The sequence below is a fragment of the Paenibacillus amylolyticus genome, assembly GCF_036894225.1.
GTDB classification, from domain to species: domain Bacteria; phylum Bacillota; class Bacilli; order Paenibacillales; family Paenibacillaceae; genus Paenibacillus; species Paenibacillus amylolyticus.
Genome location: NZ_CP145892.1, coordinates 312,201 through 326,233, shown reverse-complemented (window position 1 = coordinate 326,233; position 14,033 = coordinate 312,201). Strand labels below are relative to the sequence as shown.

Genomic DNA, 14,033 nt, shown 5'->3' with positions numbered 1-14,033 from the left:
TGTTTGTTACTTTGTTATATTGTTTTATTACCTATTCAGAACGAGGTAAGACGATAACACTTATCCCGAGCCATGAATATGACACTCGTAGACTTGGCCTCACGTCTGTTCAGCGTACGCCGAAAAACTATTTGTTTTCAGCTCAATACACGACCTGCTGATTCTCGGATAACCAGCTCGGGCTTCAGGACAATCTTCTGCGGTTCTTTTCGCTCATCCTTTAACTCTTCAATCAACAGATCTACAGCGCGATGTCCCAGTTCTTCAATTGGCTGGGCAACGGTCGTAAGCGGTGGACTGGTCACCGAAGCCAGAATGGTATTATCAAACCCGATAATCGACACATCCTCTGGTACGCGTAGCCCCAGCTCTTTGGCTGCCTGAAGTGCACCAATGGCCTGAATGTCATTACAACAGAACAAACCTGTCGGGTGATCCTTCTCACCGAGCAGCAGTAACGCCTCTTTTTTGGCCGAGCTCAGGTCAGCTGCCGATTCTCGGATTTGATTCGGTTCCAGCGTATGGCCTGCCTTAATCAGTGTTTCACGGAATCCACGTACACGTTCCTGACTGCTGCTGACTTTGGACGGTTCCGACAGAACTGCTACACGGGTGTGTCCAAGTTCAAGCAGATGATCGGCTGCGAGTGCTCCGCCAAGTATGTCGTCAATAGTGACCGTATGTACCGACAGGGATGGCATATGACGGGCAATCAGAGCAACAGGGATAGACTGCTGCAAGAGGGGTGACAAAATTTCTGCATTATCGACCCCGGTTCCGATCATCATGCCATCGACCCTTTTTTGCTGGAGCAGATTCAGGTAACGCTCTACCCGCTCGTCCTTATTATCCGTACTGCAGATGACCACGCTGTAACCCAATTGACGGCTTCGATCCTCCACGGCTCTTGCGAGTTCTGCGAAATAAGGGTTTGAGATGTCCGGTACGAGCAGCCCCAATGTATACGTCTGCTTCCCTGTAAGTGCAGCTGCGATCGCACTGGGTTGATAGTGAAGGCGTTCCATGATCTCCATAATCTCAGCGCGCCGCTTCTCGCTGATCTTGCCTTTGCCATTAATGACCTGCGAGACGGTTGCAATGGATACACCCGCCTCGCGTGCTATATCGTATATGGTTGCTTTCATTGTTGTTCCCCATTTGTGCTATATATAAGTTTCGTTATACATAGATAATTGTTCTCTTCTCATTATGCAGGGGGAAGTCTGCATACGCAACTTGAAGCCAGCACAATGTGCGTAGCATGAACTGTTTTACTTTTTCATCAACCACTCATGGTCAGGATCGTTATGGAATTTCCAGGTCCGGGTTGGTCCAGCCATCACGTTCAGATAGTAGACCTCATACCCTGGAGGAGCGCCTACCGGATGATATCCGTCCGGAACAAGCACCACTTCTCCGTTTTTCACTGCTAGCGTCTCGTCCACAGAACGATCGTCCGTGTATATGCGCTGAATGGCAAATCCCTGCTCAGGCTGTACACGGAAGTAATACGTTTCTTCCAGCAAAGATTCATCCGGGAGAGCGTCCCGATCATGCTTATGTGGCGGGTAACTGGACCAATGCCCATCTGGCGTGAATACCTCAACAACGAGCAGACTGTCCGCTTCTTTTTGTTCCGGCAAAATATTGTGAATCTGGCGTTCCAGATTGCCATATCCTCGTGCCTCTACCCCTACATCTTCCGGTGCAATGAGACGAGCCGGGTACGTGCCTTTACCGGGTGCAACACATATAGCGATTTCCAGTTCGGTACGTGCTGTGATCTGCACTTGATCGGAAGTTGAGACGTAGACCGAATACGGCGGAATTTTCTCGAAAACACTCATTCTTTTTCCGATATTATCCCATGTGTGCTCCCGGGTACTTACATTGGCGAAACCACTGAGAAGCACCACACAGAGTTCCTGATCACCGCTCTCACGGGTTAGCGTCTCCCCCTCCGCCAGCTTCGCTACCTGAAAGCCAACATATTCCCACCCCGCCGACTCCGGTGTTACGTTTATAAGTGTACCGTCTCCCTCCGGGTTGACCACGGGTTTCACAATACGTTCTGACATCTTGCCATCCACTCCTTTCTGTAGTCGTCCACAACAACCTGATACTTATAAAAAACAAAAACTTGGACCATTCTTACGCTCTATTAGAAAAAAGTGACTTTAATCATCCACCTATGGCGTTGCCGTTTGCGATTCCAGTGACACCCCAGGGACTTCACTCAGCTTCACAGGTCTTCCCCGCTCCATGGACATTTTTGCTGCCAGTGCAATTCGTTCTGCCTGTACTGCATCATGGCCATCAACGATAACCGGTGTATCATGAATGATTGCATCGATAAAGAGGGCTGTCTCCTGTACATATGCTTCATTGTAGCGTTCCAGGAAAAAGTGTAACGGTTTGTCGCGCATGAGCCCGGCCGCTGTACTGATCTCAGCCGTATTTGGATGATCATTCGCCGCTGCGGCGCTGCCCTTCGAGCCAAATACTTCAACACGCTGATCGTATCCGTATACTGCCTGACGGCTGTTATCAATAACACCAATCGCTCCATTGGCAAAAGTCATCGTTACAATCGCTGTATCCACGTCACCATGTTCCGCAAAAACCGGATTGATCAGCACGTTGCCCTGAGCGTACACTTCTTCCACTTCACTCCCGGACAGATAACGGGCCATGTCAAAATCGTGGATCATCATGTCCATGAAGATCCCGCCAGACACCCGGATATACTCCGCAGGCGGTGGACTCGGGTCGCGAGACGTAATTTTGATAATATGTGGATCACCAATCGTACCATCCTGCACATGCGCACGTATCCGTCTGAAATTGTGATCGAAGCGGCGGTTAAATCCAATTTGCAGCTTCACGCCAGCCTTCTGAACTGCCGCTACCGCCGCTTGGGTCTGTGCCAGATCCATGCTGACCGGCTTCTCGCAGAAGATATGTTTGCCCGCCTGGGCGGCCTGTTCGATCAGCGGCACATGTGTATCTGTTGAAGAACAGATCAGCACCGCGTCTACATTAGGCATCGAGATCAACTCGCTGCTGTTCGTTGTTACAACAGGGATGCCACGACTGGAGGCCCAAGCCTCCAATTCAGGACCTGCAAATAAGTCACTGATTCCCACAATCTCGGCATGCGGGTTACGCAGGAGATTGTCTGCATGAATTTTGCCGATCCGTCCAGCACCGATGATGCCAATTCTCACTTTGTCCTTGCCCATTCCGTTATCCTCCCTATGTGCGTCCATATGGGCTGGGCGTTCCCCTTAGCCCGAGTGATGCTCTGGTTGTTACCAGCGCGCCGTTACCATCTTCTTGCGAGTGTAGAATTCAACACCATCCGTACCATTGGCATGTAGATCACCATAGAAGGACTTTTTCCAACCGGAAAACGGGAAAAATGCCATTGGTGCAGGTACGCCCAGGTTAATACCCAACATGCCCGCATCAATCGTTTCACGGAATTGACGCATACTCGCCCCGCTGCGAGTGAACAGACACGCCCCGTTGGCAAAGTCGGAACGGTTCGCAAGCTCAACGGCTTCCTCCAGCGTAGACACTCTTGCCACCGAGAGTACCGGAGCAAAGATCTCATCCTGCCAAATTTTCATATTGCTATCAACTTGGTCGAATACCGTAGGCCCTACAAAATAACCGGATTCACCTGTCGCCTGATCCTTACGTCCATCCCGAATCAATGCCGCGCCTTCCTGCTCTCCGGCTTCAATGTAACTGAGTGTACGCTCTTTATGTGGTCCACGGATGACAGGACCAAGGAACACGCCCTCATCCATGCCGTTACCAATGGTAATGCGGTCTGCCGCTTCCACCAGCTTTTGTACCAGATCGTCAGCCACATCACCCACAGCTACAACAACCGCACATGCCATACAACGCTCCCCTGCTGAACCAAAAGCTGCACTGGTAATCTCTTTCACGGTTAGATCCAGATCGGCGTCCGGCATAACGATGGAGTGGTTTTTGGCACCAGCCAGTGCCTGTACCCGTTTGCCATGCTTGGATGCAGTGGTGTAGACGTATTCAGCTACAGGTTGTGATCCGACAAAGGAGATCGCTTGAACATCCTTATGTTCCAGCAACCCGTTCACGACATCATGCGCACCGTGAACGATGTTGAGCACGCCGTCAGGAAGCCCCGCTTCCTTGAACAGCTCTGCCAGGCGGCCTGCCAGCAGCGGTGTGCGCTCGGACGGCTTCAAGACAAAGGTGTTACCACACGCAATAGCCAGCGGGAACATCCAGCACGGCACCATCATCGGGAAGTTGAATGGGGTAATCCCCCCAATTACACCGATTGGGTAGCGGTACATGCCCGACTCCAGTCCTGTAGCGATGTCAGGCAGTTGTTTGCCCATCATCAGATTCGGGGCACCAGCCGCGAACTCGACGCATTCAATGCCACGCAATACCTCGCCATACGCTTCGGCATAACTTTTACCGTTCTCCAGCGTTACCAGGCGGGCGAGCTCCTCCCAATGTTCAACCAGCAACTGCTGGTATCGGAACAGAATACGTGCACGGCGTGGAACCGGTGTGCTGCTCCAGGATTTGAACGCTTCTCGTGCTGTCTGAACCGCCAGATCCACGTCCGCTTGTTCGGACAATGGCACATGTGCAATAACCTCTTCTGTAGCCGGATTCACCACTGGCTCCGTGCGAGTTGACGCTGGGGTTACCCAGGCACCTCCGATCCAGTTTTGTACCATTGTCGCTGTTGCAGACGCTTCAGAAATTCCTTTTCCCATAGCCCTGTCTCCCTTCGCTTATGTGTGATCCCTTATGTTGAACTTATATGATTGATGTTGATCTGTATGAGTGTGTTATTCAAAGTATTGCAACGAGCTTCAAGACACGGTGATCTCGCCCCGATTGCAACGTTCAATGTAGTCATTTACCTGTTCCACCGTTGGCATCGCATCCGAACAGCTGTGGCTTGAAATGACGATACTTGCTGCGCCACTGCCATAGGCCATACTGCGCTCAATCGTCCAGCCCTGCATCAATCCATACAGGAACCCAGCCGCATAGGAATCGCCTGCCCCGAACGTTTTGACCACTTTTGCCGGATAGCTGTCCGCACGGTGAGAAAGCCCTTCACGCGTATAAGCAATGGATCCTTCCTTGCCGTGTTTGATTACTACAATATTCGCTGAGAAATCAAACCATTTCTGTGCAGTCACCTGATCGCTATGATCCGGATTGTGGTCGAATGTCTCCATCATGTCGAACTCTTCACGTGTACCGAGGATGATATCGCATTTCTCAGCTGCGAGGTTGTAATAGACCGCTGTCTCTTCATCTGATGTCCAAGTGTATGGGCGATAGTCCAGATCAAACACAATAACTGTGCTATGTTTTTTCGCATACGTTAGTGCCTGTAATACGGCTTCACGGGATGGGCTCTGCGCGAGGGCTGTGCCTGAGATTAGCAGCACTTTGGAGTCAGCAATCAACTGCTCTTGTACCTCTTGCGCCTGTAATAACAGATCCGCAACATTGTCCCGGTACATCAGGATACTGCAATCCGTTGGGCTTTTGATTTCGGTAAAAGCAAGCCCTGTCACTGCTCCGGTGTCATCTGTAACTACATTTGATGTGTCGATGCCGTTCTTTTCCAAATAACTCTGGATGAATCTGCCCATCTGGTCACCCGCGATCTTACCGATAAAAGCCGTCTCCATACCCAGTCTGGACATGCCAATCGTAATATTGGCCGGAGAGCCGCCAACATACTTCGTAAACGTCATCGTCTCTTCCATCGGGCGATTGATCTCATTGGCGTTCAAGTCGATGCACAAGCGGCCAATCGCGGTGAAATCCTTCTTCCTGGATACCGGAAAGGATACGTAAGTCATTGCATGTGAGCCCCTTTCTGTAGTGGGATTTTCCATGTTCTATATGGATATCTAGACTAGTTACTCATTCCATCGTAAGAACTCGTAAACGGCTAGAATAAGTCAGTTTTATTTTCCAATCGTAACTTTATACTCTTGCTGGCCTTCTTCCTTTTTCGCTTCATAGGTGTGGCCTCTGACCGCTGCAATGCTGAACGGATCAGCTGTGTTAGTATAAAGACTCCATATAGTTCAAAGATCGCTTCGCATACTCATACGGGTTATGAATCGCAGGGTCCTGCTCTCCTTCAAGCATCGCCCAGCCATCGTACCCTCGTGTGATCAGTTCTTGCAGAATAGGAGCAAAGTCAATGCATCCATCCCCTGGTACGGTGAACACGCCTCTACGAATGCAACCAACAAAATCAGACTGCTCCGCGCGTGCTTCATCCAGCACATGCGGGCGGATATCTTTCAGATGGATATAGGCGATCCGATCATAATGTTTGCGCAGCAGTTCAAGTGGATCGGCTCCGCCATAGTAGGCATGACCAGTATCATAGAGCAGATACACGAGAGAAGGGTCTGTCAGCTCCATCAGTCGATCAATCTCATCCGGTTGCTCTACCACTGTGCCTCCATGATGATGGTACGTAAGCTTCAACCCATGTTCGCGAGCAATAGCTCCTGCTTCGTTCAACCCTTCAGCAAGAATATGCCATTCAGATTCGCTGAGTCTGAGCACTTCTTTTTCATTCGGAGTTCGTCTTGGATCAAAATGAAGTGACCCGCCTACCTCCGCCGTACTGATTACCTTACTGCCCATGGATTGCAGAAACTCCGCATGTCTGCGATAACTGTCCAGCTCCGACTGACGATATGCCGGGTCGGAGAAAAGTACGGATTTCCACTGGGAGACCAGCTTGATATTCCTTTTGCTCAATTCCTCACGCAATATAGCAGGATCGGTAGGATATTTACGTCCCATCTCTGTACCCGTCAGCCCAAGACGCTGAATGTCATCCAGAATCTGTGCACACGTTGTCGCATCACCATGCTCCTTCACATCTTCACCGACCCAATTGATCGGATGAATCCCAAGCTGGAATGGCAGCTTGCTCATTGCTCCACGTCTCCTTTGTCGTTCAACATTGTTGTTCACTATATTAAACCGGATTAAATCGGTCTTGCTTTGGCACGGTTGGCTTGCATGGTGTGATGAGCATGAACTACCTTTTCTTCGGCAGATACCTCAGGTACACCCACATTCCACCATGACTCGTATCCACCTGCGTTGGTTCCAGGCACGACCGGAATCTCAATCAACGTACTCACTGTTTCGTTCTTCGCATCTCGGAGTGCTTGTTCCAGCTGTTCTGCTGTCTCCGCTCTATAGGATTTGGCTCCCATGCTTCGGGCGTGTGCAGCAAAGTCCATTGGCATGTAATCCCCGGTCAGTCGTCCACTCTCGGATTCCCGATAACGGAACTCATTGCCGAACCCGTCACTACCATGTTCCCGCTGTAAATTATGAATACATTGGAATCCATTGTTGTTGAATAATAAAATAGTCATCTTCTTCTGTTCCTGCAAACTGGTCACAAACTCCGAATGCAGCATCAGATAACTGCCATCCCCTACCATGGCGTACACTTCACGATCCGGCTCGGCAAGTGCTGCTCCGAACGCTCCACTTACCTCGTACCCCATACAGGAGAACCCATACTCCATGTGATACGTCTTTGGTTCAGCCGCACGCCACAGACGATGCAGATCGCCTGGCAGACTGCCCGCCGCACACACTATGACGGAGGATGGATCAATGGTCCGGTTAACGATGCCAACTGCTGTAGTCTGTGCCAGCCCTGCTTCATGTTGAGCTGCATACAGCCGATCCACTTCTGCATTCCACTCAGCGCGGAGATCAGCGATTTCGGATGCACCATATGCACTTCGGTATTGTCTTTCCTGCAATTCCTTTTGCAAAGCCTGCAATCCTTCGCGTGCATCTGCCAGAATGGCTTCTCCGCCTAACTTGGCGGCATCCATGCCGTTCAGGTTGATGTTGATGAATGAAGCTTCTGGGTGCTGAAAAGCAGAGCGGGACGCCGTCGTGAAATCCGAGAACCGCGTACCGACGCCGATCACAACGTCTGCTTCTCTCGCCAGCCTATTGGCTGCCAGAGAGCCGGTAACCCCGATTGCCCCCACATTTAGTGGGTGGTCCCAAGAAACTGCGCTCTTGCCCGCCTGCGTCTCGGCGATCGGAATACCAAATGCCTCGGCGAACTCCAAGAGTTGAACGGACGCCTCAGAGTACAACACACCGCCGCCTGCAACGAGCAGCGGTTTTCTGCCTCGGGCAATCTGCTCCGTTGCCCGCTCAATGGCTGCCTGTACCGGGGGACGACGATCCAGATAATGTACTTTGCGGGCAAAGAAAGATTCCGGGTAATCGTACGCTTCTGCCTGCACATCCTGCGGCAATGCGAGCGTTACTGCTCCCGTCTCTGCTGGATCGGTTAGCACACGCATCGCCTGTGTAACAGCAATCATCAACTGTTCGGGACGAACAATGCGATCCCAGTACTTGCTGACGGCTTTGAATGGATCAGTTGCTGAGATTGTATAATCACTGCTCACTTCCAACTGCTGAAGTACCGGGTCCGGTTCCCGTGTAGCAAAGTTATCTCCAGGAAGCAATAAAACCGGAATCCGGTTCACCGTTGCAGTAGCTGCCGCTGTAATCATATTCAAAGCACCAGGTCCAATGGATGTTGTACATGCATAAATCTGTCTACGGTTCTTCTGCTTGGCATAAGCCGCTGCCGTATGCACCATGCCTTGTTCGTTCTTGCCTTGCATATACGTCAGGCTTCCCGGACTGCGCTCCAGCGCTTCTCCAATGCCTGTTACATTGCCATGTCCAAAAATACCGATGATTCCCTTCACAAACTTGGTTTCCACCCCGTCAACCGAGATATATTGCTGATCCAGGTATCGAAGCAGTGCCTGAGCCATCGTTAGTCGAATTGTATTCATGAATTGATCGCCGTCCTTTCCTTTACGGGTTAAGCGCTTAATCTACGTTAAGTTTAAGCGCCTTACCCCTAAAGGTTAAGCGCTTAATTGATATGGTATTACAGGTTAATGATTTACGCAAGCTATTTTTGTAAGCGTTTTTATAAATTGTGATAAAGAAAAGATATTCTTGTGTTCGAACATGTGTTAGACCTTCTCTATTTGAACACTTCCACAATGACTAAGGACAGACTTAAAAGAGAGGGAAATATATCGTGAGGATGGGATACATGCTGGTACATGATATTCAGCCAAATAATCCGTGGTCTTTGTATAAAATCATGGAATATATGCCTGTGAATGCAAAAAAAGAAAGATACGGTGAGTACCGTCTCTTTCTTTTTCAATATATAAGCGGGTGATGGGAATCGAACCCACGCTATTAGCTTGGAAGGCTAAAGTTCTACCATTGAACTACACCCGCATAACAACAATCGGGATGACACGATTTGAACATGCGACCCCCTGGTCCCAAACCAGGTGCTCTACCAAGCTGAGCTACATCCCGTTATCTATACCGGCGAGAGGACTCGAACCTCCACGGTTTCCCACTCGATTTTGAGTCGAGCGCGTCTGCCATTCCGCCACGCCGGCAAAATATGAAGTTATAATGGCGCGCCCTGAGAGATTCGAACTCCCGGCCTTTTGATTCGTAGTCAAACGCTCTATCCAGCTGAGCTAAGGGCGCAAAATATTGGAGCGGAAGACGGGAATCGAACCCGCGACCCTCGCCTTGGCAAGGCGATGCTCTACCGCTGAGCCACTTCCGCGAATAAAGGATGCGCGTGGAGGGACTTGAACCCCCACGTCAAAGACGCTAGATCCTAAGTCTAGTGCGTCTGCCAATTCCGCCACACGCGCATATAATGGTGAGTCATGAAGGGCTCGAACCTTCGACACCCTGATTAAAAGTCAGGTGCTCTACCAACTGAGCTAATGACTCATAGAAAAACTGGTGGAGGATGATGGATTCGAACCACCGAACCCGTACGGGAGCAGATTTACAGTCTGATGCGTTTGGCCGCTTCGCTAATCCTCCAGGATTACATGGTGCCGGCGAGAGGACTTGAACCCCCAACCTACTGATTACAAGTCAGTTGCTCTACCAGTTGAGCTACACCGGCGTATTACATGGTGTTATAAATGGTGGCTCGGGACGGAATCGAACCGCCGACACGAGGATTTTCAGTCCTCTGCTCTACCGACTGAGCTACCGAGCCTTACTACATTAAAAAAAATGGCGGAACCGACGGGATTCGAACCCGCGATCTCCTGCGTGACAGGCAGGCATGTTAGGCCAACTACACCACGGTTCCAGATCACTTTCTCAAAGGAAAGTATAATTGCGGGGGCAGGATTTGAACCTGCGGCCTTCGGGTTATGAGCCCGACGAGCTACCGGGCTGCTCCACCCCGCGTCGTTATAAAGTTTATATGGTGGAGGCTGAGGGGATCGAACCCCCGACCCTCTGCTTGTAAGGCAGATGCTCTCCCAGCTGAGCTAAGCCTCCATATTATGACCCGTAGGGGATTCGAACCCCTGTTACCTCCGTGAAAGGGAGGTGTCTTAACCCCTTGACCAACGGGCCTTACTGGCTCCCCGAACAGGGCTCGAACCTGTGACAACTCGATTAACAGTCGAGTGCTCTACCAACTGAGCTATCAGGGAATGGTGGAGCCAAGCGGGATCGAACCGCTGACCTCCTGCTTGCAAGGCAGGCGCTCTCCCAGCTGAGCTATGGCCCCATACTCTGGTGTATTTCATTGTTGTGGTCTTGCTATGGGCCCTGGTGGACTCGAACCACCGGCCTCACCCTTATCAGAGGTGCGCTCTAACCAACTGAGCTAAGGGCCCTTATCAATTTTCGAAAAAAAATACCCCAATGGGGTTTCGCTTGGCGGCGTCCTACTCTCCCAGGACCCTGCGGTCCAAGTACCATCGGCGCTAGAGGGCTTAACGGTCGTGTTCGGGATGGGTACGTGTGGAACCCCTCCGCCATCGCCACCAAACGCATAGCTTAGCTTACATTCAGAGATCATTCTCTGAAAACTAGATTCGAAACGAAACATGCGAATTATCACTTGCTATTGGATAAGCCCTCGACCGATTAGTACTGGTCAGCTCCATGCATTGCTGCACTTCCACCCCCAGCCTATCTACCTCGTCGTCTTCAAGGGGTCTTACATACTGGGAAATCTCATCTTGAGGGGGGCTTCACGCTTAGATGCTTTCAGCGTTTATCCCGTCCGTACATAGCTACCCAGCGGTGCTCCTGGCGGAACAACTGGTACACCAGCGGTACGTCCATCCCGGTCCTCTCGTACTAAGGACAGCTCCTCTCAAATTTCCTACGCCCACGACAGATAGGGACCGAACTGTCTCACGACGTTCTGAACCCAGCTCGCGTACCGCTTTAATGGGCGAACAGCCCAACCCTTGGGACCTACTTCAGCCCCAGGATGCGATGAGCCGACATCGAGGTGCCAAACCTCCCCGTCGATGTGGACTCTTGGGGGAGATAAGCCTGTTATCCCCAGGGTAGCTTTTATCCGTTGAGCGATGGCCCTTCCATGCGGTACCACCGGATCACTAAGCCCGACTTTCGTCCCTGCTCGACTTGTAGGTCTCGCAGTCAAGCTCCCTTATGCCTTTGCACTCTTCGAATGATTTCCAACCATTCTGAGGGAACCTTTGGGCGCCTCCGTTACTCTTTAGGAGGCGACCGCCCCAGTCAAACTGCCCACCTGACACTGTCCCCGCACCGGATTACGGTACCAGGTTAGAACCTAGATACGATCAGGGTGGTATCCCAACGTTGCCTCCACGCAAGCTGGCGCTCACGTTTCAAAGGCTCCCACCTATCCTGTACAGATCGTACCCAAATTCAATATCAAGCTGCAGTAAAGCTCCATGGGGTCTTTCCGTCTTGTCGCGGGTAACCTGCATCTTCACAGGTATTAAAATTTCACCGGATCTCTCGTTGAGACAGCGCCCAAGTCGTTACGCCATTCGTGCGGGTCAGAATTTACCTGACAAGGAATTTCGCTACCTTAGGACCGTTATAGTTACGGCCGCCGTTTACTGGGGCTTCGGTTCACAGCTTCGGATTGCTCCTAACCACTCCCCTTAACCTTCCAGCACCGGGCAGGCGTCAGCCCGTATACTTCGCCTTACGGCTTCGCACAGACCTGTGTTTTTGCTAAACAGTCGCTTGGGCCTTTTCACTGCGGCCCCCTCGTGCTATTCACACTACCGGGGCACCCCTTCTCCCGAAGTTACGGGGTCATTTTGCCGAGTTCCTTAACGAGAGTTCTTCCGCGCGCCTTAGAATACTCTTCTCGCCTACCTGTGTCGGTTTGCGGTACGGGCACCATCACCTGGCTAGAGGCTTTTCTTGGCAGTGTGAGATCATGACCTTCGCTACTACAATTTTCGCTCCCCATCACAGCTCAGCCTTACAATGTGCGGATTTGCCTACACATCAGCCTTACTGCTTAGACGGACATCCATCAGTCCGCGTCACTACCCTACTGCGTCCCCCCATTGCTCATAACGGCTTACGGTGGTACAGGAATTTCGACCTGTTGTCCTTCGACTACGCCTTTCGGCCTCGCCTTAGGTCCCGACTTACCCTGAGCGGACGAGCCTTCCTCAGGAACCCTTAGGCTTTCGGCGGATCAGATTCTCACTGATCTTTTCGTTACTCATACCGGCATTCTCACTTGTATAATGTCCAGCGCTCCTTACGGTACACCTTCAACCCTTATACAACGCTCCCCTACCCCTGATGCAAAGCATCAAGCCATAGCTTCGGTGGTGTGTTTAGCCCCGTTACATTTTCGGCGCAGAGTCACTCGACCAGTGAGCTATTACGCACTCTTTCAATGATGGCTGCTTCTAAGCCAACATCCTGGTTGTCTGTGCAACTCCACATCCTTTCCCACTTAACACACACTTGGGGACCTTAGCTGATGGTCTGGGCTGTTTCCCTTTTGACAATGGATCTTAGCACTCACTGTCTGACTCCCGGAAGTAAGTCTATGGCATTCGGAGTTTGACTGAGCTTGGTAACCCTTGCGGGCCCCGCACCCAATCAGTGCTCTACCTCCACGACTCTGTTTTCCGAGGCTAGCCCTAAAGCTATTTCGGGGAGAACCAGCTATCTCCGAGTTCGATTGGAATTTCTCCGCTACCCCCACCTCATCCCCGCATTTTTCAACATGCGTGGGTTCGGGCCTCCAGTGCGTGTTACCGCACCTTCACCCTGGACAGGGGTAGATCACCCGGTTTCGGGTCTACGTCCACGTACTCATTCGCCCTATTCAGACTCGCTTTCGCTGCGGCTCCGGCTCTTCACCTTAACCTTGCACGGGAACGTAACTCGCCGGTTCATTCTACAAAAGGCACGCCATCACCCCTAAAACGGGCTCTGACTTTTTGTAAGCACACGGTTTCAGGTTCTATTTCACTCCCCTTCCGGGGTGCTTTTCACCTTTCCCTCACGGTACTGCTTCACTATCGGTCGCTAGGAAGTATTTAGCCTTGGCAGATGGTCCTGCCGGATTCATACGGGGTTTCACGTGCCCCGCACTACTCGGGATCCGTCTCGGAGGGAACAGACTTTCAACTACAGGGCTTTTACCTTCTTTGGCGGGCCTTTCCAGACCTCTTCGCTTAACCGGTTCCTTTGTAACTCCATGTGAGACGTCCCACAACCCCAAAGAGCAAGCTCTTTGGTTTGGGCTTCTCCGCGTTCGCTCGCCGCTACTGACGGAATCACTATTGTTTTCTCTTCCTCAGGGTACTTAGATGTTTCAGTTCCCCTGGTATGCCTCTGCATAACCTATGTATTCAGTTATGAGTAACTGGAAATTACCCCAGCTGGGTTTCCCCATTCGGACACCCCCGGATCAAAGCTTGCTTACAGCTCCCCGAGGCAGTTTCGTTGTTCGCCACGTCCTTCATCGGCTCCTAGCGCCTAGGCATCCTCCGTGTGCTCTTAGTAGCTTAACCATTGCGCTCGTGTTCGAGCTGTCGCTCCGCTTGGTTTGGACTACGTCCAAATCCAAAAGTCGC

The 14,033-nt window shown here is 51.3% G+C and carries 7 protein-coding genes, 17 tRNA genes and 2 rRNA genes; all 26 read right to left on the bottom strand.

Annotation, left to right across the window (positions count from 1 at the left end; genetic code table 11):
* Positions 1-137: 137 nt before the first annotated feature.
* Complete coding sequence (locus V6668_RS01525; RefSeq protein ID WP_338707542.1) at positions 138-1,145, bottom strand: LacI family DNA-binding transcriptional regulator; 1,008 nt, start codon at positions 1,143-1,145, stop codon at positions 138-140.
* Between the two features lie 126 nt (positions 1,146-1,271).
* Complete coding sequence (gene iolB / locus V6668_RS01520; RefSeq protein ID WP_074093115.1) at positions 1,272-2,078, bottom strand: 5-deoxy-glucuronate isomerase; 807 nt, start codon at positions 2,076-2,078, stop codon at positions 1,272-1,274.
* Positions 2,079-2,189: 111 nt separating this feature from the next.
* Entirely contained in the window at positions 2,190-3,242 is a 1,053-nt protein-coding gene (iolG, locus tag V6668_RS01515) for an inositol 2-dehydrogenase (RefSeq protein WP_036607993.1), read from the bottom strand.
* A gap of 69 nt (positions 3,243-3,311) precedes the next feature.
* Complete coding sequence (locus tag V6668_RS01510) at positions 3,312-4,787, bottom strand: CoA-acylating methylmalonate-semialdehyde dehydrogenase (protein ID WP_338707541.1); 1,476 nt, start codon at positions 4,785-4,787, stop codon at positions 3,312-3,314.
* 99 nt (positions 4,788-4,886) lie between these two features.
* Positions 4,887-5,897 carry a 5-dehydro-2-deoxygluconokinase gene (iolC, locus tag V6668_RS01505; RefSeq protein ID WP_338707540.1) on the bottom strand — a complete coding sequence of 337 codons (1,011 nt, stop codon included), beginning with the start codon at positions 5,895-5,897 and terminating at the stop codon, positions 4,887-4,889.
* A gap of 208 nt (positions 5,898-6,105) precedes the next feature.
* Complete coding sequence (gene iolE / locus V6668_RS01500; protein ID WP_076320392.1) at positions 6,106-6,999, bottom strand: myo-inosose-2 dehydratase; 894 nt, start codon at positions 6,997-6,999, stop codon at positions 6,106-6,108.
* Between the two features lie 53 nt (positions 7,000-7,052).
* Complete coding sequence (gene iolD / locus V6668_RS01495) at positions 7,053-8,918, bottom strand: 3D-(3,5/4)-trihydroxycyclohexane-1,2-dione acylhydrolase (decyclizing) (protein ID WP_076320391.1); 1,866 nt, start codon at positions 8,916-8,918, stop codon at positions 7,053-7,055.
* Between the two features lie 392 nt (positions 8,919-9,310).
* Positions 9,311-9,381 (bottom strand) — tRNA-Gly (locus V6668_RS01490).
* Between the two features lie 10 nt (positions 9,382-9,391).
* A tRNA-Pro gene (locus V6668_RS01485) sits at positions 9,392-9,465 on the bottom strand.
* Positions 9,466-9,472: 7 nt separating this feature from the next.
* Positions 9,473-9,551, bottom strand: a tRNA-Leu gene (locus V6668_RS01480).
* A gap of 17 nt (positions 9,552-9,568) precedes the next feature.
* Positions 9,569-9,645: transfer RNA gene (locus tag V6668_RS01475), tRNA-Arg, on the bottom strand.
* Positions 9,646-9,652: 7 nt separating this feature from the next.
* Positions 9,653-9,727: transfer RNA gene (locus V6668_RS01470), tRNA-Gly, on the bottom strand.
* A 10-nt stretch (positions 9,728-9,737) separates the two neighbouring features.
* Positions 9,738-9,818: transfer RNA gene (locus V6668_RS01465), tRNA-Leu, on the bottom strand.
* 6 nt (positions 9,819-9,824) lie between these two features.
* Positions 9,825-9,900: transfer RNA gene (locus V6668_RS01460), tRNA-Lys, on the bottom strand.
* 10 nt (positions 9,901-9,910) lie between these two features.
* Positions 9,911-9,996 (bottom strand) — tRNA-Tyr (locus V6668_RS01455).
* Between the two features lie 9 nt (positions 9,997-10,005).
* Positions 10,006-10,081: transfer RNA gene (locus tag V6668_RS01450), tRNA-Thr, on the bottom strand.
* A 20-nt stretch (positions 10,082-10,101) separates the two neighbouring features.
* Positions 10,102-10,177 (bottom strand) — tRNA-Phe (locus V6668_RS01445).
* Between the two features lie 18 nt (positions 10,178-10,195).
* A tRNA-Asp gene (locus tag V6668_RS01440) sits at positions 10,196-10,273 on the bottom strand.
* 27 nt (positions 10,274-10,300) lie between these two features.
* A tRNA-Met gene (locus tag V6668_RS01435) sits at positions 10,301-10,374 on the bottom strand.
* Positions 10,375-10,391: 17 nt separating this feature from the next.
* Positions 10,392-10,467: transfer RNA gene (locus V6668_RS01430), tRNA-Val, on the bottom strand.
* Positions 10,468-10,473: 6 nt separating this feature from the next.
* Positions 10,474-10,545: transfer RNA gene (locus tag V6668_RS01425), tRNA-Glu, on the bottom strand.
* Positions 10,546-10,549: 4 nt separating this feature from the next.
* A tRNA-Asn gene (locus V6668_RS01420) sits at positions 10,550-10,625 on the bottom strand.
* Position 10,626: 1 nt separating this feature from the next.
* Positions 10,627-10,702 (bottom strand) — tRNA-Ala (locus V6668_RS01415).
* 35 nt (positions 10,703-10,737) lie between these two features.
* A tRNA-Ile gene (locus V6668_RS01410) sits at positions 10,738-10,811 on the bottom strand.
* A gap of 38 nt (positions 10,812-10,849) precedes the next feature.
* A 5S ribosomal RNA gene (gene rrf / locus V6668_RS01405) occupies positions 10,850-10,966 on the bottom strand.
* Positions 10,967-11,044: 78 nt separating this feature from the next.
* Positions 11,045-13,970 (bottom strand): 23S ribosomal RNA (locus V6668_RS01400).
* Positions 13,971-14,033: the final 63 nt, after the last annotated feature.

What these genes read in the sequence shown, in the direction of transcription:
- V6668_RS01525 (WP_338707542.1), bottom strand. Translation starts at nt 1,145, where the DNA reads ATGAAAGCAACCATATACGATATAGCACGCGAGGCGGGTGTATCCATT.
- iolB (WP_074093115.1), bottom strand. Translation starts at nt 2,078, where the DNA reads ATGTCAGAACGTATTGTGAAACCCGTGGTCAACCCGGAGGGAGACGGT.
- iolG (WP_036607993.1), bottom strand. Translation starts at nt 3,242, where the DNA reads ATGGGCAAGGACAAAGTGAGAATTGGCATCATCGGTGCTGGACGGATC.
- V6668_RS01510 (WP_338707541.1), bottom strand. Translation starts at nt 4,787, where the DNA reads ATGGGAAAAGGAATTTCTGAAGCGTCTGCAACAGCGACAATGGTACAA.
- iolC (WP_338707540.1), bottom strand. Translation starts at nt 5,897, where the DNA reads ATGACTTACGTATCCTTTCCGGTATCCAGGAAGAAGGATTTCACCGCG.
- iolE (WP_076320392.1), bottom strand. Translation starts at nt 6,999, where the DNA reads ATGAGCAAGCTGCCATTCCAGCTTGGGATTCATCCGATCAATTGGGTC.
- iolD (WP_076320391.1), bottom strand. Translation starts at nt 8,918, where the DNA reads ATGAATACAATTCGACTAACGATGGCTCAGGCACTGCTTCGATACCTG.